Source organism: Virgibacillus siamensis, from assembly GCF_039522605.1.
In the GTDB taxonomy this organism is placed as follows: Bacteria; Bacillota; Bacilli; order Bacillales; family Amphibacillaceae; genus Lentibacillus; species Lentibacillus siamensis.
Genome location: NZ_BAAADS010000009.1, coordinates 207061 through 230776, shown reverse-complemented (window position 1 = coordinate 230776; position 23716 = coordinate 207061). Strand labels below are relative to the sequence as shown.

22 protein-coding genes, 2 tRNA genes, 2 pseudogenes and 1 riboswitch are annotated in these 23716 nt (G+C 41.0%); of the genes and pseudogenes, 20 read left to right on the top strand and 6 right to left on the bottom strand.

The genetic code is table 11. The features are described from left to right. Window positions 1-117 precede the first annotated feature (117 nt). The 8 genes from ABD010_RS07395 (at window position 118) to ABD010_RS07360 (ending at window position 6043) form a co-directional block, all read left to right on the top strand. Window positions 118-194, top strand: a tRNA-Met gene (locus ABD010_RS07395). A gap of 87 nt (window positions 195-281) precedes the next feature. Further along, window positions 282-358 (top strand) — tRNA-Asp (locus ABD010_RS07390). A gap of 357 nt (window positions 359-715) precedes the next feature. After that, window positions 716-1711 carry a thiamine-phosphate kinase gene (gene thiL, locus ABD010_RS07385; protein ID WP_343811634.1) on the top strand — a complete coding sequence of 332 codons (996 nt, stop codon included), beginning with the start codon at window positions 716-718 and terminating at the stop codon, window positions 1709-1711. An 83-nt stretch (window positions 1712-1794) separates the two neighbouring features. Continuing rightward, the gene (gene tsaE / locus ABD010_RS07380) at window positions 1795-2250 is read left to right on the top strand and encodes a tRNA (adenosine(37)-N6)-threonylcarbamoyltransferase complex ATPase subunit type 1 TsaE (protein ID WP_343811633.1); all 456 of its coding nucleotides are present in this window, start codon (window positions 1795-1797) and stop codon (window positions 2248-2250) included. Window positions 2251-2268: 18 nt separating this feature from the next. Beyond that, window positions 2269-2970, top strand: coding sequence for a tRNA (adenosine(37)-N6)-threonylcarbamoyltransferase complex dimerization subunit type 1 TsaB (gene tsaB / locus ABD010_RS07375; RefSeq protein ID WP_343811632.1), 702 nt, complete (start codon window positions 2269-2271; stop codon window positions 2968-2970). Beyond that, window positions 2963-3412, top strand: coding sequence for a ribosomal protein S18-alanine N-acetyltransferase (gene rimI / locus ABD010_RS07370; RefSeq protein WP_343811630.1), 450 nt, complete (start codon window positions 2963-2965; stop codon window positions 3410-3412). The genes tsaB and rimI overlap by 8 nt, the downstream gene beginning before the upstream one ends. Next, complete coding sequence (gene tsaD, locus ABD010_RS07365; RefSeq protein ID WP_343811628.1) at window positions 3409-4416, top strand: tRNA (adenosine(37)-N6)-threonylcarbamoyltransferase complex transferase subunit TsaD; 1008 nt, start codon at window positions 3409-3411, stop codon at window positions 4414-4416. Before rimI ends, tsaD begins: the two co-directional genes overlap by 4 nt. Before the next feature lie 457 nt (window positions 4417-4873). Next, window positions 4874-6043 (top strand): FtsW/RodA/SpoVE family cell cycle protein, encoded by a 1170-nt coding sequence (locus ABD010_RS07360; protein ID WP_343811626.1) that lies wholly within the window; start codon window positions 4874-4876, stop codon window positions 6041-6043. Between the two features lie 85 nt (window positions 6044-6128). Here ABD010_RS07360 and dapA read toward each other — a convergent pair whose 3' ends face one another. Both dapA and ABD010_RS07350 read right to left on the bottom strand, forming a co-directional pair. Continuing rightward, window positions 6129-7013 carry a 4-hydroxy-tetrahydrodipicolinate synthase gene (gene dapA / locus ABD010_RS07355; RefSeq protein ID WP_343811624.1) on the bottom strand — a complete coding sequence of 295 codons (885 nt, stop codon included), beginning with the start codon at window positions 7011-7013 and terminating at the stop codon, window positions 6129-6131. Window positions 7014-7136: 123 nt separating this feature from the next. Beyond that, a riboswitch (Lysine riboswitch) is annotated at window positions 7137-7316 on the bottom strand. Between the two features lie 175 nt (window positions 7317-7491). Next, window positions 7492-9405 carry an ABC-F family ATP-binding cassette domain-containing protein gene (locus ABD010_RS07350; RefSeq protein ID WP_343811622.1) on the bottom strand — a complete coding sequence of 638 codons (1914 nt, stop codon included), beginning with the start codon at window positions 9403-9405 and terminating at the stop codon, window positions 7492-7494. A gap of 130 nt (window positions 9406-9535) precedes the next feature. Here ABD010_RS07350 and moaC point away from each other — a divergent pair, with 130 nt between their 5' ends. Then, window positions 9536-10021 carry a cyclic pyranopterin monophosphate synthase MoaC gene (gene moaC / locus ABD010_RS07345; RefSeq protein WP_343811620.1) on the top strand — a complete coding sequence of 162 codons (486 nt, stop codon included), beginning with the start codon at window positions 9536-9538 and terminating at the stop codon, window positions 10019-10021. 71 nt (window positions 10022-10092) lie between these two features. Here moaC and ABD010_RS07340 read toward each other — a convergent pair whose 3' ends face one another. Both ABD010_RS07340 and ABD010_RS07335 read right to left on the bottom strand, forming a co-directional pair. Further along, window positions 10093-10290 carry a YdiK family protein gene (locus ABD010_RS07340; protein ID WP_343811618.1) on the bottom strand — a complete coding sequence of 66 codons (198 nt, stop codon included), beginning with the start codon at window positions 10288-10290 and terminating at the stop codon, window positions 10093-10095. Between the two features lie 7 nt (window positions 10291-10297). Further along, window positions 10298-11011 carry a CPBP family intramembrane glutamic endopeptidase gene (locus tag ABD010_RS07335; protein WP_343811616.1) on the bottom strand — a complete coding sequence of 238 codons (714 nt, stop codon included), beginning with the start codon at window positions 11009-11011 and terminating at the stop codon, window positions 10298-10300. 340 nt (window positions 11012-11351) lie between these two features. Here ABD010_RS07335 and groES point away from each other — a divergent pair, with 340 nt between their 5' ends. Further along, on the top strand, window positions 11352-11636 hold the full coding sequence (gene groES / locus ABD010_RS07330) for a co-chaperone GroES (protein ID WP_343811614.1): 285 nt from the start codon (window positions 11352-11354) through the stop codon (window positions 11634-11636). Between the two features lie 51 nt (window positions 11637-11687). Beyond that, entirely contained in the window at window positions 11688-13328 is a 1641-nt protein-coding gene (groL, locus tag ABD010_RS07325; RefSeq protein WP_343811612.1) for a chaperonin GroEL, read from the top strand. Between the two features lie 333 nt (window positions 13329-13661). Here the strand turns inward: groL and ABD010_RS07320 are convergent, their stop codons facing one another. Beyond that, a complete protein-coding gene (locus ABD010_RS07320; protein WP_343811610.1) occupies window positions 13662-14057 on the bottom strand; it encodes a hypothetical protein in 396 nt (131 codons plus the stop codon). Window positions 14058-14178: 121 nt separating this feature from the next. Here ABD010_RS07320 and ABD010_RS07315 point away from each other — a divergent pair, with 121 nt between their 5' ends. Beyond that, window positions 14179-14502: a hypothetical protein gene (locus ABD010_RS07315; protein WP_343811608.1), complete on the top strand. Its 324-nt coding sequence runs from the start codon at window positions 14179-14181 to the stop codon at window positions 14500-14502. Between the two features lie 140 nt (window positions 14503-14642). Here ABD010_RS07315 and ABD010_RS07310 read toward each other — a convergent pair. Beyond that, window positions 14643-15814 (bottom strand): annotated as a pseudogene (locus tag ABD010_RS07310) (MFS transporter). 335 nt (window positions 15815-16149) lie between these two features. Between ABD010_RS07310 and ABD010_RS07305 the strand changes: the two are divergent. The 8 genes and pseudogenes from ABD010_RS07305 (at window position 16150) to ABD010_RS07270 (ending at window position 23657) form a co-directional block, all read left to right on the top strand. Continuing rightward, a complete protein-coding gene (locus tag ABD010_RS07305; RefSeq protein WP_343811607.1) occupies window positions 16150-17040 on the top strand; it encodes a YitT family protein in 891 nt (296 codons plus the stop codon). Between the two features lie 346 nt (window positions 17041-17386). After that, the gene (locus ABD010_RS07300; protein WP_343811606.1) at window positions 17387-17707 is read left to right on the top strand and encodes an ArsR/SmtB family transcription factor; all 321 of its coding nucleotides are present in this window, start codon (window positions 17387-17389) and stop codon (window positions 17705-17707) included. A 12-nt stretch (window positions 17708-17719) separates the two neighbouring features. Continuing rightward, window positions 17720-20344, top strand: coding sequence for a heavy metal translocating P-type ATPase (locus ABD010_RS07295; RefSeq protein WP_343811605.1), 2625 nt, complete (start codon window positions 17720-17722; stop codon window positions 20342-20344). Window positions 20345-20481: 137 nt separating this feature from the next. Next, window positions 20482-20829 (top strand): DUF4260 domain-containing protein, encoded by a 348-nt coding sequence (locus tag ABD010_RS07290; protein ID WP_343811604.1) that lies wholly within the window; start codon window positions 20482-20484, stop codon window positions 20827-20829. 59 nt (window positions 20830-20888) lie between these two features. Next, a pseudogene (locus ABD010_RS07285) lies at window positions 20889-21464 on the top strand (S66 peptidase family protein); the annotation flags it as partial. Between the two features lie 266 nt (window positions 21465-21730). Continuing rightward, the gene (locus ABD010_RS07280) at window positions 21731-22672 is read left to right on the top strand and encodes an AEC family transporter (protein WP_343811603.1); all 942 of its coding nucleotides are present in this window, start codon (window positions 21731-21733) and stop codon (window positions 22670-22672) included. Window positions 22673-22797: 125 nt separating this feature from the next. After that, window positions 22798-23214: a YugN family protein gene (locus ABD010_RS07275; protein ID WP_343811602.1), complete on the top strand. Its 417-nt coding sequence runs from the start codon at window positions 22798-22800 to the stop codon at window positions 23212-23214. A 20-nt stretch (window positions 23215-23234) separates the two neighbouring features. Next, the gene (locus ABD010_RS07270; protein WP_343811601.1) at window positions 23235-23657 is read left to right on the top strand and encodes a pyridoxamine 5'-phosphate oxidase family protein; all 423 of its coding nucleotides are present in this window, start codon (window positions 23235-23237) and stop codon (window positions 23655-23657) included. The last annotated feature ends 59 nt before the right edge of the window (window positions 23658-23716 follow it).

Sequence of the window (23716 nt, the reverse complement as noted above, 5' to 3'; positions counted from 1 at the left end):
AGCAGTTAAGCTCTCCAGCGCCGATGGTAGTTGGGGCTTTGCCCCTGCAAGAGTAGGACGCCGCCAGGCTTTACCAATTTTTCTGTTAATCAAGAATATATCTTCAATTTTTTATATCGCGGGGTGGAGCAGTCTGGTAGCTCGTTGGGCTCATAACCCAAAGGTCGCAAGTTCAAATCTTGCCCCCGCAACCAATTTTATTTAAAATAAATATGATTTTACCTAGCTGTGCTGAACAATTCTACAAAACAGTCCATAGCATAACAATCATTTTATAATCTGGTCCGGTAGTTCAGCTGGTTAGAATGCCTGCCTGTCACGCAGGAGGTCGCGGGTTCGAGTCCCGTCCGGACCGCCATTAAAACGAATGCATGCTCCATTTAGGAGACATGTTTTTTTAAATTCCAAAATGATAAAAGTGGAGCCGCTTCCTACTATTCGGATGCGGCTTTTTGTCTGTGAGCCTGGATTAGGATTGAAATTAAGGCCAGGCTAATCGGGAAGAAGTATGATCTCGCAAAAATGGCTGAGATTAATCAGGACAAAACATTTTCATCACAATTAGACTCAGGGTCAAGCGGCATCAAAGTCGATCGGGCCAATATTAAAATAAACTGAGGTATACATACCCAGGCTAAATAACATCCGCAATTATTTTTTCCTTTTACTGCTCTTTTTGCTATCATGAACATAGTTATGAAAAAAAGTGGTGGTTATGATGGATGAGTTTTCCTTTATCAATTCAATAAAGCAACATACTTATAAACAACCGTCAGTCGTAAAAGGAATTGGGGATGATGCAGCAGTTTTTCGTCAGCCATACAGGGATATCATTACTGCCGTCGATACATTTGTGGAGGACGTTCACTTTGCGCGGACTACTATGGCACCATTTCATATTGGCTTTCGTTCAGTTGCAGCGAATGTGAGTGATTTGGCGGCCATGGGAGCAACACCTGCATTTTATCTGGTTTCCATGATCATTCCCAAGACATGGCCTCCTGATGAACTGGATGAGATATACAAGGGTATGAAAAAGATGGCTTCCCGGCACCATATGGATTTAATTGGCGGGGATACTGTATCGGGGCCTGTTTTATCTGTTTCGGTTACGGTAATCGGCTATGCAAATATGAATCGGGCCAGGTATCGGAGTACTTCCAATGAACAAGATATCGTCTTCGCTACTGGTTATCTTGGTGACTCCCGCGCCGGATTTCATATGCTGACAACCCCCGGTTCCTACGAAAATGAACTGTATTTTTATGACAGGCACCGGAAGCCACTTCCTAGGGTGGACTTTGCTGTCGGGTTATCAAACCTGAAAAGAGTGACGTTAAATGATATCAGTGATGGGATTGCCAATGAAGCAGCTGAGATAGCGGAGGCTTCAAAAGTCGATATTGTTCTTTACGATGAACAAATTCCCATCAGCGCGCCACTCGGACAATTTTCACCGAAACAGCAGTATGAATGGAAACTGTTTGGCGGGGAGGATTTTGAACTGGTTGGCACAGTTCCGGAATACGACTGGGGTCATGTAAAGGAGATAGCCCAACAAACGAACACACCGCTTAAACGGGTGGGTGTTGTAGAACGAAGCAAGAATCCCGGTCAGCACAACGTATTTATCGTTGACCGGAACAATCATAAGAAACCTTTGGAGAAAAAAGGTTATACACACTTGGCAGATAAGGATAAGAAAGAATGAAATTTTCTATCCGCATAATTGCAACGATGGTCGTCACCTAACGCTGCTGGTGACAACCTAGTTTTCTAAGAGTAGGTGAGAAGATGAGTTTGCATGAAATTGAAACACATTCGGCAGCCGAAACAAGGCGGGTGGCGGAGCATCTGGCATTACTGCTTAAGCCGGGTGATGTGATTACACTGGAAGGTGACCTCGGTGCGGGGAAGACTGCATTTGCACAGGGGATTGCCACGGGACTTGGGGTGAAGCGGAACGTCAACAGTCCTACATATACGATTATAAAAGAATATGAGGGTGAACTTCCCTTCTACCATATGGATGTATACCGCCTGGAAGATTCCGATGAAGATATCGGCTTTGAGGAATATTTTCATGGTGAAGGAATTTCTGTAGTGGAATGGGCTCATTTCATCGAGGAATTTTTACCAGTGGAGCGGCTGGATATTAAATTGACGCTTATGGATGAACATACAAGACGCCTGGAATTTTTTCCAAAAGGCCTTCATTATGAAAGCATTACTGCCGAAATAATCGGTTAAACGTAAGGAGTCAAGCGAATGAATGTATTAGCCATAGACACATCCAATCAAATATTGGGCGTTGCGTTACTTAAAGATGATGCGTTACTGGGCGAAACCGTAACGAACATTAAAAAAAACCATTCCGTCCGCCTGATGCCTGCAATCGACCAGTTGATGCGGGACGTTAATATGTCATCGGATCAGCTGGACAGAATTGTTGCAGCCAAAGGACCGGGATCGTATACAGGTGTGCGGATTGGACTGACGACTGCTAAATCGATGGCATGGGCACTGAATATTCCGGTGGTTGGTGTGTCAAGTCTGGAAGCACTTGCTTATCAGGGACGTTTTTTTAATTCCTATATCTGCCCTTTCTTTGATGCCCGCCGCGGCTTGGTTTACACGGGGCTGTATCAGTGGCAAAACAACAGAATAGTTCCGGTCAGCGAGGAACAAAATATATTGATGGAAGAATGGCTGTTAAACCTTCCACAGGAAAACATCATGTTCCTCAGTCAGGATATAAATCTGCATCGGAAGGAAATCGAACAACACCTTGGTGTACGCGCAATTATTCCGGATGGCTCGGCCCATTTGCCGAACCCGGCACACTTAGCATTTGCCGGTATGAACAAACAACCTGATGAAACCCATACATTGGTGCCAAATTACATCCGGCTGGCTGAAGCGGAGGCTAATTGGTTACAATGGCAGAAAGGAAAGCAGGACAATGGCTGAACTGATTATACGTGAAATGACGCCATCAGATACACAGGAGGTTATGGGCGTGGAGACCGCATCCTATGCAGCTCCATGGCCGGAGGATATTTTTTTGCAGGAAGTAACCAGTAATCATTATGCGCATTATTATGTTGTTGTAGCAGACGGAAGAATTGTTGGCTATGCCGGGATGTGGCTGGTAATTGATGATGCGCAGATTACCAATATCGCGATTGACCCGGAATTCCGCGGCAGGAAGTTTGGTCAGCAATTATTTTATTATACAATGGAACAGGCTGTTTTAATGGGGGCAAAACGGCTGTCGCTGGAAGTGCGTGAATCGAATATCGCTGCCCAGCGGATGTATCGGAAATTTGGACTTGTTCCCGGCGGTATCCGAAAAAATTATTATACGGATAATCAGGAAGACGCTATTGTAATGTGGGTGAATTTATCATGAAAAAAGACACGATTATACTTGCAATTGAAACGAGTTGTGATGAAACAGCAGTTGCCATCGTTAAAAACGGCAGGGAGATTATTTCCAATGTAGTGGCATCACAAGTCGACAGTCACAAACGGTTTGGTGGTGTTGTTCCGGAAATTGCTTCCCGCCACCATGTGGAACAGATTACAATTGTTTTGGAAGAGGCTTTTGCCGAATCCGGGCTGACATGGCAGGATATCGACGCGATTGCAGTTACCGAGGGACCAGGCCTGGTCGGGGCACTGTTGATTGGTGTGAATGCAGCGAAAGCACTGGCTTTTGCCAAACAGAAACCGTTAGTCGGTGTTCACCATATCGCCGGACATATTTATGCCAACCGATTCGAAAAAGAATTTGAATTTCCATTGATGGCACTGATCGTTTCCGGCGGACATACGGAGCTTGTCCTGATGAAGGAGCATGGACACTATGAAGTAATCGGTGAGACACGTGATGATGCAGCAGGCGAAGCGTATGATAAAGTAGCACGGGTGCTTGATTTGCCATACCCCGGTGGTCCGCATGTGGATAAACTGGCTGCAGATGGGGAAGAAAGTATTGCTTTTCCGCGTGCATGGCTTGAAGAAGGCAGCTTTGACTTCAGTTTCAGCGGGTTAAAATCATCTGTTATTAACACTATCCACAATGCAAAACAGCGTGGCGAACAATTAAAAAAAGCAGATATTGCGGCCAGTTTTCAGGCAAGTGTTACCGATGTTCTAAGTACAAAAGCGGTTGAAGCTGCTCAAAAATACGATGTAAAACAGGTTATTGTGGCTGGCGGTGTGGCAGCCAACAACGGACTTCGTACTGAGCTCGACAGGAAGTTTACCGATTCGGATATCCCACTATTGATCCCGCCGTTAAAGTTGTGTACGGATAATGCTGCAATGATTGGTGCAGCAGGTTTTGTTGCATATGAACAAGGTAAGAGATCCGGTTGGGGTTTAAATGCAAATCCCTCACTTATTTTATAACGTCAAAAATATAAGTTTTGGTTGACCTTATAAGAATAACTTCAGCATTCTCTATAAATCGAGGCGAATGCCGAGTTTTTCTAAGCAGATAAGAAAGTATAAAACTTTCTTACTGCATAAGTGCAACTAAGGTTGTCACCTAAAGGTTTGGTGACAACCAAGTTTTCTAATAATGTCAGAGAGTATTCCACACCTATTATCCACAAGGCAGTGGATATTTTTTGCGAAACCAATTTGGAAATGAATTTTGTGTGTGGACAAAAAATGTGAATAACTCGGTGGATAACTGTGGATATTGTGCATAACTTTTCGGAAAAAGGGTGAAAAAGCAATTTAGTTGTGCATATGTCTGTGGATTATCTGAATAACTTGTTAGAAAGTTTAAAACCTGGCATTCCGTCTTGAGTGCAGAAACGTATATATGCTTCTTAGCTGTTAAAGAAAATGGGGATCGGTCATGTCAAAACAACAATCCTATTATGTACAAACAGACTTTTTGATATTACTCACTCTTTTTGTCTGTGTGAGTCTGTTATCCATTTATAATGCAGAGCAGCTTCCGCAATTTGAAGGCGATTCGTATGTGTGGAAGCAGCTTGTATGGTTTATCGTGGGAATGATTGCGGTGGCGATGATTCAATTTTTTGATTTGGATCAGTTGTATAAGGCAAGTCTATTAATCTATGGAGTTGGTGTGCTTGTCCTGGCTGTTTTGCTGATCAGTCCACCGGGGATTGCTCCGGTAATTAAGGGTCAACAAAGCTGGTTTACATTACCGGGATTGTCGGTGCAGCCGTCTGAATTCACAAAAATGACAACCATCCTGTATCTAGCGGCTGTTATCAGCAAGCACAAGGAAATATACAGAAATGCCACATTAAAAAGTGATGGCTGGCTGTTGATCAAAATAGCCTTTTTTGCTGCAGTCCCCATCCTGTTAATAATGAAACAGCCGGATTTTGGTACATCCATGGTATATATATTCTTTGCAGCAATGCTGGTCCTGCTGTCCGGGATCGATTGGAAAATAATTCTCGGACTTATTTTGTCTGTATCGCTCGTCTTAGCAGGTGTACTGGGCATGGTAGTTAAATTTCCGGAAATGTCACAGGATACACTCGGTCTCGATGCCTATCAAGTTGACCGGATTATGACATGGGTTAATCCCGATAAGCAGAGTGAGGATGATACTTACCATGTGGATAAGTCTATGCTTGCTCTGGGTTCCGGTCAGCTGCTTGGGAAAGGTATCGACAGCTTGCAGGTTGGGACACCGGAAGCACATACTGATTTCATTTTTTCAGTAATTGGTGAAGGCTTTGGTTTTTTGGGAACCGCGGGCGTGATTCTTTTGTACTTTCTGTTAATGTATAAATTACTGACACTCGGTTTAAACATGTCGCGCTATTCGGGTTTTGGTGCCTACTTGTGCTTCGGATACATGAGCATCCTGCTTATCCATGCCTTTCAGAATATCGCAATGACGATTGGAATTATGCCGATAACGGGTATTCCGCTGCTCCTTGTCAGCTACGGCGGAAGCTCCGTACTGGCAACAATGATCGGACTCGGCATTGTTTACCGGGTCGCAGTGGAATATACAATTCAACAGGATTATCTGTTCTAATGTATTTTACCTTTTTATCCAACAATTTTTAAAAAAACCACAGCAGGAAAGGAGAATGATCTTTCCGCTGCGGTTTTTTTGGCAGTTAGCTTGCCTGGTCGATATTCAATTGTAAAATTCTGCGCAATTCACGTTTTTCATCATCATTTAATGGAATCATCGGTAACCGGACGTTTCCAACATTAATTCCTTTCATGTTTAATGCTTCTTTCACCGGAGAAGGACTTGGCTGAGCAAATAAGGCCTTCATAACCGGAAGCAACGTTCGATGCATGACACCCGCCTCCTGAACAGTACCATCTTTAAAATGTTGAACCATTTGCTGCATTTCATTGCCTATGATATGCGACGAAACGGAAATAACACCCGCACCGCCAATGGAAAGAACCGGTAATGTGAATCCGTCATCACCACTGTATAATGTAAAATCACTTGGTGTTTTGCTGATAATTTCTGCTATGGTATCCAAATTTCCGCCAGCTTCTTTGATCGAAACAATATTGCTGATCTCTGAAAGACGTACAATCGTCTCAACAGACATATTGACAACACTTCGTCCCGGTATATTATAGAGCATAACAGGCAAAGATGCAGCGCCAGCTATTGCTTTAAAGTGCTGAAACAGTCCTTCCTGTGATGGTTTGTTATAGTACGGTGTTACAAGCATAATTCCATCAACACCTGTTTGTTCCGCCTGTTTTGTCAGGTTAATGGATGCTCTGGTGTTATTGGATCCGGTTCCGGCTATTATTGGTATCCTTCCATCAGCAGCTTCCACAACACATTGAAATAAGTTCAATTTCTCATTTGTTGTTAAAGTTGGGCTTTCTCCAGTGGTACCAGCTACAACTAATCCGTCTGAACCGTTGGCAATTAAATAATTGACTAATGATCTTGCCGCGTTAAAATCAACCTCTCCATTTTGATCAAATGGGGTAACCATTGCTGTTAAAACTTGGCCAAAATTCATCACTTCACATCCTTCTGCTAATTTTTTGAATGAAAGATGGTCAGGGCCTGAATATACACGCAAAAAAGCAACAACGAGGGTATCGTTGCTGCAGTAGAAACAAATTAGTATGAAAAAGTTTCCGCGCATGATAGCCCACCATATAGTCTCCTACATGACAGTCCTGTAATTATTCACTACAGTCCCAGCCACCAGAACATGAGTACTCTTTCGGCTTCGGCAAATTCCCCTTTCCACAATCATCGCGGGACCTCATTATCCTCTTATTGTGTACTGATGGTCTTTGCATCCTCTATCCTCACTTCAATAATATTGAGGTAAGAAATTATTTTATTAGACTTAGGGTAACAGATATTCTGTGTTGTTACAAGTTAAAAAATCCGCTCTAACTGAAAAATGGTGCATAAAAACCGCTCCGGAAATATCCTTGCATTGATTGTTTCACTATTGATGGAAACAAGTCCTTGTTCAGGCTAATTTATTCCTGCAACATCGTCCATTCTTCCATTAACTGTTCGATTTGCTGTTTCAATTCACTGGAGTGTTTGGTCAGTTCCAAAGCTTTTTCATGATCCTGAAAGTTTTCGGGTTCGGTCATTTTTTGTTCCACTTCAGCCAGTTCACCCTCCAGCTTTTCAATCGAATTCTCCAGACTGTTGATTTGCCGCTTTCGTTTCCGCTCCACACTGCGGATGGCTTTTTCCTCTTTAATGTTTGTTTTCCGGTCTTCCTGCTTATGGACGAGCATCTCTTCCTCGCGAAGCCGCGCCAGTTCCTGCTCTTCCTGCTTTTTCTCAACATAATAGTCATAATCGCCTAAATAAACGGCAGAACCATCCTGCTGCATTTCCACAACCTGATCGGTGATTTTATTGATGAAATAACGGTCATGGGAAACGAATATAATCGTCCCGGGGAAGTCCATCAGTGCCGCTTCAAGTACTTCCTTGCTATCAATATCCAGATGGTTGGTCGGTTCATCCAATACAAGGAAATTTGCCTTTTGCATCATTAATTTGGCCAGTGACAGCCGAGCCTTCTCTCCGCCGCTTAAGGCAGGAATGTTTTTCAGAACGTCATCACCGCTGAACAAAAAGTTGCCCAAAACGGTTCGGATATCTTTCTCATCAACCATTGGATGCTCGTCCCACAGTTCATGCAGGATCGTTTTATTGGATGATAATGTCTGTTGCTCCTGGTCGTAATAGCCGATTTCCACATTGGTGCCGATTTGAATTGTGCCGGCTGAAGGTTCAAGGGTTCCCATGATTGTTTTTAGCAAGGTTGTTTTCCCGACCCCGTTCGGACCAACTAAGGCAATACGTTCACCGCGATTGACGTGAAACGTAACATCGGAGAAAACCGGCTCCTGGTCGTATCGGAAACCCAGCCGGTCAATTTTCAGAACATCATTCCCACTTCGTCTGCTGACCTGAAAGGAAAACGATGCAGATGATTCATCACCTTTTGGTTTATCGAGCTTTTCCATTTTCTCCAGCTGTTTTCGCCGGCTCTGTGCCCGTTTGGTTGTCGATGCCCGTACAATATTTTTCTGGATGAAGTCTTCCATCTTTTTAATCTCAGTCTGCTGTTTTTCGTATTCTTTCATCTCTTTTTCAAAATCAGCAGCTTTTTGTTCCAAAAATTTGCTGTAGCTGCCGAGATATTTTTTAGCTTTATGCCGGGAAACTTCATAGACAATCGATGCCGTTTTATCAAGGAAGTACCGGTCGTGTGAGACGATTGTGACAGCCCCGGGATACCCGGCCAGATAGTTTTCCAGCCATGTCAGTGTATCAATATCAAGGTGGTTTGTCGGTTCATCGAGAATCAGCAAGTCAGGTTTTTTTAACAACAGTTTTCCAAGTGCAAGCCTGGTTTTCTGTCCGCCGCTCAATTCCGTAATCGGCGTAGCAAAGTCATAATCGTGAAAATGCAGACCGTTCAGCACAGACTTGATATCAGCTTCATAACGGTAACCGCCATCTGAGTCAAACGCCTGCTGCAATTTGTCATAATCTAGCAGCAGCTGTTCATATTCTTCTTCCGTATGGGCGGCAACATCCTCCATTTTTTTCTCCATCGCCCGCAATGCTTTTTCCTGCTCCTTCAGGTGTTGAAATACTGCAGACATTTCCTCCCAGATGGATTGATCTGATTCAAGGCCGGTATGCTGGGACAAGTAGCCTGTCGTAAGGCCCTTTGGTTTAAAAATTTCACCCTCATCATGTGAAAGCTCATTTGCCATGATCTTCAGTAATGTTGATTTTCCGGAACCATTCCGGCCGACAATGGCAATCCGGTCCTTTTCTTTGATTTCCAGTTTTATATTGGATAGTATGGTATCTGCTCCGAAAGATTTCGATATATCGTTTAACTGCATGATAATCATTATGTCACCTCGTTCTCCATCAGTGTACCGTACATGGAACATGGTGGGCAATACAATTGGTTGTAATTTATAATTTGTCCGCTGTTTCTGATAAAATGGTTTAAAAGCTACTACGTAATGGAGTGATTGTATGGCAGAGTTTACACATTTCAATAAACAGGGAAGGGCAAAAATGGTCGATATCAGCGAGAAGGGCGAGACTGAACGTACCGCTGTTGCTGCCTCGAGCATCATTGTCACAAAGGAAATCTATGAAAAAATCAATTCCAATGACATTCAAAAAGGGGATGTGCTGGCCGTTGCACAGGTAGCGGGAATTATGGCTGCTAAAAACACCTCGGACTGGATCCCGATGTGCCATCCGCTCCAGCTGAAAGGAATCGATATTACGTTTGATTGGAAAGTGGAAAAGGAACACTATGAGCTTGAGATTCGGGCATTCGTCAAAACAAAAGGAAGCACTGGGGTGGAAATGGAAGCATTGACAGCTGCCTCTGCAACCGCACTGACGGTTTACGATATGTGCAAGGCACTTGATAAGGGCATGATGATCGGACAAACCTATCTGCTTTCCAAACATGGCGGCAAATCCGGGGATTACTATAAAGACAACTAAGTATCATGTCATGTGACTCGGTTTGTTGCGAACCGGGTATAAAAACGAGCAGTGCACATTGAGCACTGCTCTTATTTATTCTTTTTCTTCAATTTAAAATGGATGAGCAGCATTCGCAGACTGACACCGAAGTTAAGTGTTGCTGCGACTGCCAGAATGATTGTCGTTACATTCCAGACAGTGCCGCTGGAACTCCGGATGGCCACAAACGTAAACAGAAGTCCCATCACAAAATAAACGAAAAACATCATTTTTGGTGTCGTCTTCATAAAAAAGCTAGCCTCCAATTAAAATCATTTGCATTTGCTCATATTGCTTCATCATTTTTTCAAGCTGTTCGGGGTCAAGCAGGAATTGTACCGTGACGGAAATCGAGTTCAACAGCATGTGAACAACAATCGGTACAATAATCCGCTTTGTCTGGACATACAGAAAAGCAAATACAAACCCCATGGATGCATAAATCAGGATATGTTCCGGCTCCCCGTGTATAATGCCGAAAATGAATGAAGAAAGTAACGCCGCAATAAAAAAGTTTGTTCGTTTGTAAAACGCGCCAAAGATGATTTTCCGAAAAATGATTTCCTCCATAATCGGAGCAATCAATGCCGGAATAACCATAAATATCGGTGCTGCCCGCGCAATGTCCATGATCATTTCCGTATTTTGTGACCCGGGCTGAATTCCGAATGCATATGTTTCAATCATTGCCGCAATTCCCTGGGCAAGATAGGCCATAAAGAGACCGGCGAGTATCCATACGACCATGATTCCCGGAGATGAAGCATCCCTGCTTTGCGGCATCTTCATATCCGGTTTCATCAGGAATAAAATGACGACAAGTCCGATTATAAAGCTGATGATTGTCCAGCTTACAATTGCTTCCTGCCGGCCCATCTGTAATATGAGGCGCATTGATGGGATAAACAGAATTCCGGAAAATTGCATTAAAATATATGTTAGAATCACGTACCAGTAACGTTTCGTCAAAATAACGACTCCTTTTACTTCTTAGGCTGCTATAAGTTTATGCAGCCTGTCTTCCGGATATTAGAAAAATAAGCTTATTATCAGGATTTCATGGCAATCTACTTAACCAGTAACTGTTTTGTCTGCCAAGAAAAACTATAATAAATATTTTATCATAATTTTTCCCCGCGTTATAATGGAATGGTTCAGATGGATGTATAATAGAAAAGTTGCAAAATTTGAAAGCCAATACTTGCATTTTTAAGCGGAATTATTTATTATAATAATTGGGTTTAGCACTCGGCATCTGAGAGTGCTAATAACGAATCAAATAATTGAGACGAATTAAGGAGGTTGTCACATGATTAAGCCACTAGGAGATCGTGTTGTCATCGAGCTTGTTGAACAAGAAGAAAAAACTGCAAGCGGTATTGTGCTCCCAGACTCTGCAAAGGAAAAACCACAGGAAGGTAAAGTGGTTGCAACGGGTTCCGGCAAAGTTACAGACAATGGGGAAAAGGTTGCACTTGAAGTAAAAGAAGGAGACCGCATTATTTTCTCTAAATTCGCTGGAACAGAAGTGAAATACGAAGGAACAGAATACTTAATTCTTAGAGAAAATGACATTTTAGCTGTTATCGGCTAATAATCGATGTTTTATAAAAATTTGAACTGATTTTAAGGAGGATACTTTCATATGGCTAAAGAAATTAAATTTAGTGAAGATGGCCGCCGTGCAATGCTTCGCGGTGTCGATACACTTGCAAATGCTGTAAAAGTAACGTTGGGACCAAAAGGCCGCAATGTTGTCCTGGATAAAAAATTCGGCTCACCACTCATCACAAATGATGGTGTGACTATTGCCAAGGAAATCGAACTGGAAGATCATTTTGAAAACATGGGTGCACAGCTTGTATCGGAAGTGGCATCCAAAACAAATGATGTTGCTGGTGATGGTACTACAACAGCAACCGTTTTGGCACAATCCATGATTACGGAAGGTTTGAAAAACGTTACATCCGGGGCTAATCCTGTGGGCATTCGCCGCGGAATTGAAAAAGCAGTTGAAGCAGCTGTAAAAGAATTGCAAACTATTTCAGAACCAATCGAAAGCAAAGAATCCATTGCACAAGTTGCATCTGTTTCCTCTGGTGACGAAGAAGTGGGCAGCCTGATTTCAGAAGCAATGGAACGGGTTGGCAATGATGGTGTTATCACGATTGAAGAATCAAAAGGCTTCAACACTGAATTGGAAGTTGTTGAAGGGATGCAGTTCGACCGCGGATATGCTTCTCCATACATGGTTACTGATCAGGACAAAATGGAAGCAGAACTGGAAGATCCATACATCCTGATTACGGATAAGAAAATCAATAACATCCAGGAAGTATTGCCTGTATTGGAACAAGTTGTTCAGCAAGGCAAGCCGCTACTGTTGATTGCTGAAGATGTTGAAGGCGAAGCGCTGGCAACGTTGGTACTGAACAAGCTTCGTGGAACATTTAACGCTGTAACGGTTAAAGCGCCAGGATTCGGTGACCGCCGTAAAGCGATGCTGGAAGATATCGCTGTATTGACCGGTGCAGAAGTGATTACGGAAGATCTTGGTCTGGATCTGAAGAGCGCAACAATGGAACAGCTTGGTCGCGCAAACAAAGTTGTCGTTACAAAAGATAACACAACAATTGTTGAAGGCTCAGGCAATCCTGAAGCAATCTCTCAGCGCGTAACCCAAATCCGTTCACAAGCTGAAGAAACGACTTCTGATTTTGATAAAGAAAAACTGCAGGAGCGTCTTGCTAAACTGGCAGGCGGTGTAGCAGTAATTAAAGTCGGAGCAGCAACAGAAACTGAATTAAAAGAGCGCAAACTCCGCATTGAAGACGCACTGAACTCAACTCGTGCTGCAGTTGAAGAAGGTATTGTTTCCGGTGGCGGTACGGCTTTTGTTAACGTACTCAACAAAATCGGAGAATTGACACTTGAAGGTGATGAAGCTACGGGCGCATCCATCGTGCTTCGCGCATTGGAAGAGCCTGTGCGCCAAATTGCACACAATGCTGGACTTGAAGGCTCCATTATTGTAGAGCGTCTGAAAGGCGAAAAAGTTGGTGTTGGTTTCAACGCTGCAGCAGGCGATTTTGAAAACATGGTTGCAGCAGGTATCATTGACCCAACTAAAGTTACCCGCTATGCACTGCAAAATGCAGCATCTGTAGCAGCGATGTTCCTGACTACAGAAGCAGTTGTAGCCGACCATCCAGAAGAAGACGGCGGCGGTGCCGGTGGCGGCATGCCAGACATGGGTGGCATGGGAGGTATGGGCGGCATGATGTAAGCATGCTCCCATCCCTGAAATGACAAGGTTTTGCTCATGTGCAAAATTTAAAAGTCACAAGAATTAACTATAAAGGACGTTTTCGTAGAAGTTGTGGACTTTTACGGAAATGTCTTTTTTTATTTTTAATAGCTTGTGTTATGGTTAATGTAATTATTAGTCGAATAGATGAATGCTAGTTGGCCGAATGTTGTAATGTGCCTGCAACTTAATGTTTAGCCATCAATGAAAAAATACAACAGTTGATATTTGAATAAACGATCTTTGTCAATACGAACGGGTCAGATTGTGGAAGAAGGTATATGGAAAAACAGCACTGTGTTAGAGCTGTTTTTAGTTGATTTTGTCCTCATCATCCAAACCACTAACTTTAAATGCCTCTTCTTTATTATCATACCTTGCTAGGAAATTGACTTGTCGATCAACTACCTTAAATACGGTAAATACTATATCCCTACCTTTGATTGTGTCATCATCATTTAGCCAAGTTCCATGCTGCTCTAATACAATGTAGTTGTCTTTTGCATACCTTTCAATAGTTGCTAGTTGTAAATTAGCCCGTTCAATCCACTCACCCAATTGCCGATGATTTATTACTCCAGCACCTTTAGGTCCAATTAATTCTAGCTCATGAGATGTTATTTTTGATAAACCTTCCAAATTTCTTTGATTTGAAAATTCAATCCAAGTTTCGGCAGTTTCAATGGTTTCAACGCTTTTATGATTCATGCCCTTTCATCTCCTTTGGGTTCATAATGCCTTTAAAAAATAGGTTGGCGGTATGTCGAATGTATACCTCTATTGGCATTTTTCTTGCTAAGAGGAAGCTTTAAATGAGGGGGAGTAGGGTGTGAAGCTGCTTGACAATATTCAGGAAAGATATAGAGAAAGAAATAAGTTATTTTTAGCTTTGGATGTTCTTTTCACTCTTTTGACGACTTATCTAGGTATTTGGTTATTATTTATATCAATACCAGTGTTAGTAGGTTCAAGTCAATCAGTCGATTCTTTAAATATACTTATCAATGCTGCATTCTTTTCCTTAGCAATGACTTATGCCGTTCGGGTTATCGAAATGTTTGTTACAGGTGAAAAAAGATATTTTGCATTAACACTTGTTGCCGCAATTATTTTTTTTGTAATAGCAATACTTAACTTGTGGCTAGTAATTTGAAAGGTTTTAGCAATACGAACTGGCGCCTATCTGGAATAAGGGAAAGCCCTTACTTCTTTATGTGAGCATTTTACTGAATATCTAGATGAAACTTCGGGTGCTCTGGCAGGATAATCATAAAAAAGAGGGAAAGCCGAGAATCAAAATTGCTCAGCTTCCTCATGCATTTGGAATAATGTTTTGTCTTCAACTCTGTGCATAAAAATTGTAAGGATCATCCCAAACAGAATCATCCCTGCTGCGACGAGGGTGGTTGTTGTATAGGTCAACTGATTGTTTAGCAAAATGGTTCCCAGAGTTGCTCCGATGGAATTGGCCAAGTTAAAGACAGAGGCTGCAATCGTACCGGATAAGGCTGGCGCTTCAGGTGCCGGAATAATAATCTTGGAGTTCAAGATGGGTACTAATCCGAATGTTCCTGCTCCAAATAAGAAGCACATGAACCATGCTAAGGATGCAAATTGGAGTAAGAACGTAAACAGTGCAAGCACTACAGCAAATATACCCAGGGTTGCAATAAGTCGCTCTGTTAAGCGGTTTGGTTGGATTTTGCCGGAGACAATGTTACCAACGACACCTCCAAGTCCGAAGAAAAAAACCCGGCAGTGACGCCGGTAATTCCAAAGCCAGCAAATTCCCGCAGCATCGGTTCTATGAACGTATAAGCGGTAAAAACCCCAGAAAAGCCAAATACAATAATTGCAATCACCATGAGGACATTTTTATTTTTAAAAATCCCAAGTTCTTTTTTCAATTGCGGAGCCTCTGCTGGTTTGACATTCGGTGTAACAATCGACAGACCAGCAAAAGAAATAATACCAAGAATAGCTATGAACGAGAAAACGAGTCTCCAGTCAAATGCTCCTCCTAGAAATGAACCGAAAGGAACACCTATCATGACGGCAATCGTAAGTCCTCCTTGAACGGCGGCAATCGCACGCGTTCGCTTTTCAGGTGTAGAAATCTGAACGGCTATGGACATACAGAGACCGAAAAATGGCGCGTGCATGGCTGCTGATAATAAACGGGATAGTAATAAAACTTCAAAGTTTGGTGCGGTTGCAGCAATGACATTGCTTACAATAAATATACCCATAAGTGCTAAGAGAAGTGGTTTGGGTGAAAACTTGATTGTGATTATGCGAAGGAGTGGTCCGAAGACAGCTACACTTATAGCGTAGACACTCAGCAACAATCCTGTAGTTGACACAGCTACGTTTAAATCTGCTGCAAACTGTGTTAGTAAACTTGTGACGACGTATTCTGCCATCCCAATGGCAAATGTTCCAAGCATAAAAACAATCAGGATCATGTTTTTGAGAAGTTTATGCGCATCATTGGCTACACCCCTTTATTTTTTTAATCACGAATGAATATACTACTACATTTATAAAGGATATGTCTAGTTCTTTTTCATAAAAAATTAAAGTGGTATTTTTGGCAATAATTTCGGGGGGGTGTAGAGACATTGTTTGCAAAAAGGTAATTATTGTCGTAACAGGGAATATGGTTGTAAAACGGTCTTCCGTAATATTATCAGGCAATATTCTATCCTAAATCGAAGAATTAATATTACTCCTTTCGTGCAACATAATACAAAAGCTTATATACTAGTTATTGATTAGAGAGAGAAAAAGGAAGTGCGATATGAAAGATTTTGGACTCATGGTATTGGGTACTTTTTTCTTTGCTTTTTCAGTAGCTATATTTGCAATGCCCAACTCGCTCGTTGAAGGTGGTATCCCGGGACTATCCCTCTTGCTTTATTTTAGCTTAGGCTGGTCTCCTGCATTGGTGACCTTCGTCGCAAATGGACTCATTTTATTAATTGGTTATCGCTACTTACCCTGGGCGATGATTATAAAATCAATGGTTGCCATTCCTTTATTTTCAATATTTCTGTTCATTATGGAGGGCTTTGGATCTACAATGGATGATCCTCTTCTTGCGGCCGTTTATGCAGGAGTGTTTACAGGAATTGGTTTTGGTTTCATCTTTCGTTCAGGAAGTACTATTGGTGGGACGTCAACCATTGCAAAAATGCTAAATTATAACTTTGGTTGGGAACTGACAGGAACTAATTTTGTGTTAGATGCTTTAGTTGTTGCAGGTGGAATATTAGTTATTGGCCCAATATTAACATTATACACTGTAGTGGCTTTATTTATTGGAAAACGAGTGACTGACTATGTTTTGGAAGGCTTTGAATCCAAAAAGATTGTTCATATATTCTCGGATTACAATGAAACAATAGCTCGTTCTATCCGGGAGAATCTTGGCGCTCATACAACAATTTTGCAAGGTAAAAATGATGGTGATGGAAATGATGAACATCTTATTTACGTTGCAGTTCCAAAACAGCAACTGTTTTATTTAAAAAAATTGATTCGTGAGATTGATGAAAGTGCGTTCACGGTTGTCCATACTGTAAAAGATGTGAGTGGTGGTTCACTTGCAAAAGCTCATTATCCAACACAAAAAACGTTTGGTAGTGCAAAAGAAGAAAAACAGTACTATAAAGAAAAAGTTGAGGAATGAATAGAACATTTAAATTTCAACCCATTATTTCTTTTATAAAACATCCCACCTATAATGCACCTGGTGAACAGCTGCATAACCTGTATGTTCAGCATATCTTTCCTCAACTGGGTCAAATAAAGAAAAACGTATGATATATTTTAAAGGATGTTCTGCACGCATCATACAATGTGCGAAAGAATTGAACAGCGAGTTGCCGTTCGGCCATTTTAATTTAGACTAAAAAACACACCTTTTTTAAAGAGATGTGTTTTTTAGTCTTAAATATTGACACACATATTAGTAGTTGCTAATATGATAACAATACAATATATTAGCAGTTTCTAATATGATGGGAGGAAACAAAATGTTAACTGTGGATTATGAGTCAAAAGTTCAGCTTTTGCATGGATTTTCAAATAAAACAAGAATTCAAATACTGGAATGTATTAAAGACGATGAAAAAACGGTATCACAAATCGTTGAAGCTATACAGGGCAATCAATCGAATATTTCACAGCATTTGGCATGTTTAAAAGGTTGCGGCATTATTACAGGGAGACAGGAAGGAAAATACGTTTATTATGGATTACGTAATCAACGGGTGCGTGATTTATTGACGATGATTGATGTGGTTCTTGTAGACGTGGAAAGCGATATAGCCACCTGTGAAAATCATATAGAGTAGGGGGTGACGTTCATGTCAGATAAATGCTGTGGATCAAATGAACAAGAGCTGAAAACGGAACAAGGCATTTATGCATGCTGTGATCACAAGTTTACATCTGATACGGGGCATACCGGTAGCTGCAGCAGTCACACAGCGTCTGAAGTAAAGTCCAATCAGGGAGCCTGTTGCAGCTATTATCTCGAAGGAACGAAATCTGAGAATGAGCATGACGACTGTTGTGCCAATCACACGCCATCTGGAGATATGGAGACAAAGGGAACAACTTGCTGCAGCAACAGTGTTGTGGCATTTCCAAGTGGCAATAAAACGTCTGGAACAAGTGATAACGGTGAAAAGACCGAATATCGCATATACGGGATGGATTGTCCAACCTGCGCTGTGACAATCGAAAAAGGGTTAGATCGATTGGACGATATTCAAGAGGTAAACGTCAATTATAATACGGCAAGACTGCAAATATCAGGCAGCAGTGCCTTGTCCTTTGACAGTGTCGAAAATGAGATTCAAAAATTAGGGTATATGGCTGAACCGCTAAGACTAAGCAGGCATTACAAAACGTATGATGTTGTTGGAATGGACTGTGGCAGTTGTGCTAAAAGCATTGAAAATCATTTAAGTACGATTTCATCCGTTCATGATGTCAGTGTTCATTTTTCAACCGGAAAAATGAAAGTGGAACATGAAAATAGCGTTGATGACATTGTTGCTGAAGTATCTAAAATCGGATATATAGCCTCTTTGCATTCAGATAATAATAAAGCTGTGGAAACGCCGAAAGCCAAGGAAGGGTATGGACTAATTACCTTATCAGGTATTCTAATCGCACTAGGGTTTATTGGTTCTTTCAATGAAACTTCTCCATTAATGTCAACGTTTTTTTATGCTATCGCAATTGTAATTAGTGGTTATAAGCCTGTAAAAAGTGCTTATTACGCGATAAAAAGTCGTTCATTAGACATGAATGTCCTTATGTCAGCTGCAGCAATTGGAGCCGCCTTAATAGGGGAATGGTTTGAAGGTGCAATCGTGGTCTGGTTATTTGCGCTTGGGAATGCACTTCAAAACAGATCTATTGAACAAACGAGGAAATCTATCCGTAACCTCATGGAGTTAGCACCATCTGAGGCTTGGATTAAGGCTGACACAGAATTAGTTAAAACGTCGGTGGAAGACGTTTCTGTTGGTGAGGTCATTGTGATAAAGCCCGGTGACCGCATCCCATTAGATGGTGAAATCATCCGAGGTGATACCAGCGTTAATCAGGCTCCAATTACCGGAGAATCTATCCCAGTGGATAAAATGATTGGTGATACAGTTTATGCAGGTACGATTAATGAAAGTGGATCTCTTGAAGTAAAAGTCACAAAGCTGGTTGAAGATACAACTATATCGAATATCATCCATCTTGTTGAGGAAGCACAAGAACAAAAAGCACCCACGGAAGCATTTATCGATAAGTTTGCAAGTATCTACACACCTATCGTGATCAGTGTTGCATTAGCTGTCATTGTTCTGCCGCCGTTATTTGGTTTTGGTGCTTGGAGTGAATGGGTTTATAGAGGCCTTGCGTTATTAGTTGTGGCCTGTCCATGTGCACTGGTTATTTCCACACCCGTAGCGATTGTTTCTGCTATTGGAAATGCTGCAAAGAATGGTGTGTTAATTAAGGGTGGTACTTTCCTGGAGAAAGCTGGTGCAATTCAGTCAATAGCATTTGATAAGACAGGTACCTTAACGGAAGGAAAGCCAAAAGTTACCGAAATCAATGCACTGACTGTTTCAGAAAATGAATTAATGTCTCTTGCCTTCACATTAGAAAATTACTCCACACACCCAATTGCAAAAACGATTATGGAGTGTGCAAAGGATCAGGGCGTTCAGCAAAAACATGGTGAGTCGTTTATGAATATGGCTGGTAAAGGGGTTCAGGCAACAATTAATGGAATAACTTATTATGCCGGCAACTTGAAACTGTTTGAAGAAATGACTGTACCATTGGAAAATATTAGAGCTAATGTAGAAGGGATTCAACGTCATGGAAAAACAGTTGTGATAATTGGAACAGAACAGGAGATATTCGGAGTCATTTCTGTAGCTGATCCCATTCGTAATACGGCAATGGAGGCGTTAAAAGGTCTAAAGCAGGCTGGGTTACATCAATTGGCGATGCTTACGGGTGACAACGAAGGAACGGCAAAAATGATTTCAAAGAAAACGAATGTCAACCGTTATTTTGCTGAGCTATTGCCGAAAGATAAAGTGAAGGCGATTAAAACAATGCAAAGTGAAGGTCATAAGGTAGCAATGGTCGGTGATGGTATAAATGACGCCCCGGCACTTGCAACATCTGATCTGGGGATTGCGATGGGTGGTGCCGGGACAGATACCGCAATGGAAACTGCTGATATTGTTCTAATGGCGGATAACCTGGAAAAGCTCCCATATACCGTTAAATTAAGCAAGAAAGCATTGACGATTATCAAACAAAATATTTGGTTTGCGTTGGTAGTGAAATTCATTGCCTTATCCCTTATATTCCCGGGATGGCTTACGCTTTGGATGGCGGTTCTGAGTGATACAGGAGCTGCTGTTATTGTTATTTTAAATGCGTTGCGTCTGTTGAAGCTTAAATAGTAGGAGAAAAAGCTGTTCAATGAAGTATGAACCGCTTTTCCTAATAAGGAAAAGCGGTAATATCGTATGAAAGAGCCAGATTGTTAAGTGAATTATGATAAAATTAAATTTAGGAACCCTGGAAGTGGTGAAGATTCTTGAATAAAATTTTATTGCACATTGAGGGACTGGTAGTTCTGGCATTAAGCATTTATTTTTACGCCTATTTACAATTTAGTTGGTTTGCGTTTTTCATTTTATTGCTCGCACCAGATTTTTCAGCACTAGGATACTTGAAAAATAACAAGGTTGGCTCGATATTGTATAACTTATTTCACACTTATAGTTTTCCTGCAGCAATAATATTTTTTGGTGTTTTGGTAGATAGCCATATTTTTTTAATGATTGGCCTAATTTGGGCAGCTCATATCGGGATGGATAGAATGCTTGGATATGGATTGAAATATCCGACAAAGTTTCAGGATACCCATCTGAATCGTATCTGAATCGTATCTGAGTGGATTAATCATCGGGGTGCCTATAAAAGTTGGAAGTTTGTGGTTTTATTTCAAATGTAAACCGAACTCTTTTTTCCAATGAGATTATAGGTGAAATTCAATCGGCTAAAGATTGGACAAGTCAGTTTATTGAATGGGATGAAGTGAATAAGGATCAGCAACGCACGATGCAGCCGAATTCAGGATACGAACTGTTACAAGGGTCAGATGTTATACAAGGGCGTCTGTTGGGTGGTTGTATCGAAGTACTGGAGTTTGCGAAAGGAACGGAGCTATGGCCAAGTGAAACATACTGGGATGACGCCATTCTTTTCTTTGAAACCTCCGAAGAAAAGACAGATCCGGAAATGATAAAACGTTGGTTGCGGAATTATGCTGCGCAGGGCATTTTTCAAAAAGCCAATGGAATCATTTTTGCTAAACCGCTTGATGAGACCTATTACGAGGAGTATAAAAAAGTCATTTATCAGGTTATGGGGGAATACGATTTGGAAAACTTGCCGATTCTTTATAACTTAAATTTCGGCCATACAGAGCCGAAATTTATATTGCCATATGGTGCGATGGCAGAGGTTAATTGTAGCAGGAAGACTTTTTCAATTTTAGAAAATGGAGTCGAATAAACCGGTTATCTTATCTATCGTTTTAATATTTGTTCTTATTTTTCCCATGTATGCTGGGGTTCAGAAAAGAAAAAAGGCTGGCTTAACGGGAATAAAAAGTGCTTTAACACCAATTTGTTTTTATCTTAGACTGTCACACTTGTACAAGATGCAATTCAGGAACTGCAGCATAAAAGTCATTAGTTTTTTTAGGGCCTGTTGTTTACGATGACTACAGTACCATCTGGTTTATCTGTTCATATAGTAAACCAGTGGGGGGTCATCACATGACGACAGGTTCTTTTTTGACTGAAATGCTGATGCTTTATAGTATTGCATTACTCGGTTTTACAGCACGAAAAACGGCGGTTCTAAATGAAAATACAAATGAAGTTTTGACCCAGCTAATTCTATATATTACGTTACCCTCACTAATTTTATTTTCATTGGATATTCCGTTCTCCATTTCCATCCTAAAAGAATTTCTGTGGCTTATATCCATGTCTGCATATATAATGTTGCTGTCCTGTCTGCTGGCAGGGTTAATGAGAAGACGTGCACAGCTTCCGTCCAAACAAAAACATGTATATGAAAGCCTTATTATTTTTGGTAATCAGGGTTTTATTGGTTATGCCGTATGTTTTATTCTGTTTCAGGAGCAAGGTATTATTTATCTGACCATTTTTAATTTGTGGTATCTATTGTTGATTTGGTCATATGGAATTTATTTATTTACAAAAACAAACAAGGGGATCAACTGGAAACATGTGTTTTTAAACCCTGGAATTTTATCGACACTATTGGGTCTGGTAGTCCTGTTTTCACCGCTGAGTTGGCCATCAGCAATCTCTGAGACACTTCAGGAAATAGGGAAAATGACGATACCTCTTTCCATGATATTAATAGGAAGTTTAATGGCAAATATTCAAATAAATGTATTTCCGGCAATGGTCAGGAATAGTTATCTTTGGAAATCAGTGGCAGTTAGGCTGGTTATTATTCCATCCCTATTATTCCCGTTTATCACTATGCCTGTACCTGATGTGCTGCTTATCATTGCTATTCTAGTATCGGGAATGCCTTCTGCTCCGACAATTTCTCTGTATTCACAAAAATTCGGGGCAGATACGTCCTTTGCAACATCAGGTGTTCTGTTGACGACTTTGTTATGCATCTTTACAATTCCTCTAATCTATTTTGTTCTAACCTGCATCTTAACTCTAATTTGAAATTGCGAGTCATCCCTTATTTTTTTTAACATCGTCTACAGATTAGAAAAAACGAAGCGCTCTTGGTATTATTTCCTTCCATAAGTAAATAATATGGACAAACATGTTTAAAGGAGAGCGCATAAATGATTGAATTGCAAACAGAACTTGAAGGCAAAAGGACCTATTATCGCAATATGGCAAAGCACTCTAAAAAACTTGGTTATTGTCTCGGAGGATGCTGGGACTATCATAAGGGATGTCTGGATGGATTACTATGGAGAGAAGCAGGTGAATCCATTTATTTAAGAATGCCATTTAAAGTGCTGAAAGGAGAACTTGATCGTCCGGATGCTTATATCCAGTTTGAAACTCCGTATGTAATTAAACATGTTGTTAATACAGGGCTGGATAAAAATGCAAATGCACTTGGAGCTGCCTCAGGATTCAGCCAGTTTCAGGAGCCGCTTGATCAAGATGGTTTGATAAGAGATAAAAATGAATGGGAAGACTTGGGAGAACAAACAATCAGTAGAATAATGGAACATGTCAGTTTTGCATAACTAAGAAAGGAGTGTCTCGATTGGGTCAACATGAAATAAAAGAGACGGTTGAGAAAATTATAGATGACAGTGCTGTTGGTACAATGGCGACAGTTAAACAAAATAAGCCACATTCAAGATACATGACCTTTATACGAAAAGATTTAAAGCTTTTTACAGCAACCAGTTTGGAAACACATAAAGCTGAAGAATTAAAAGCAAACCCATATACCCATATTTTGTTAGGCTATGAAGGAGAAGGTTTCGGTGATGAATATGTGGAATATGAAGGTAAGGCTACTATAAACAGTAATACTGAGTTGAAAAAGGAATTATGGAATTCCTATCTAGAGAATTGGTTTAATGGTCCTGATGATCCGGATTATGTTGTGCTGGAAATTACACCAGTTAGAATAAGAATTATGAATAAAACTGGTATTGAACCAAAAACATTGGAACTTTAAATGAATTGGACAGTTTACGCCTATGTTGCGGCATATCAGTGATAAAGCATTCCTTGAAG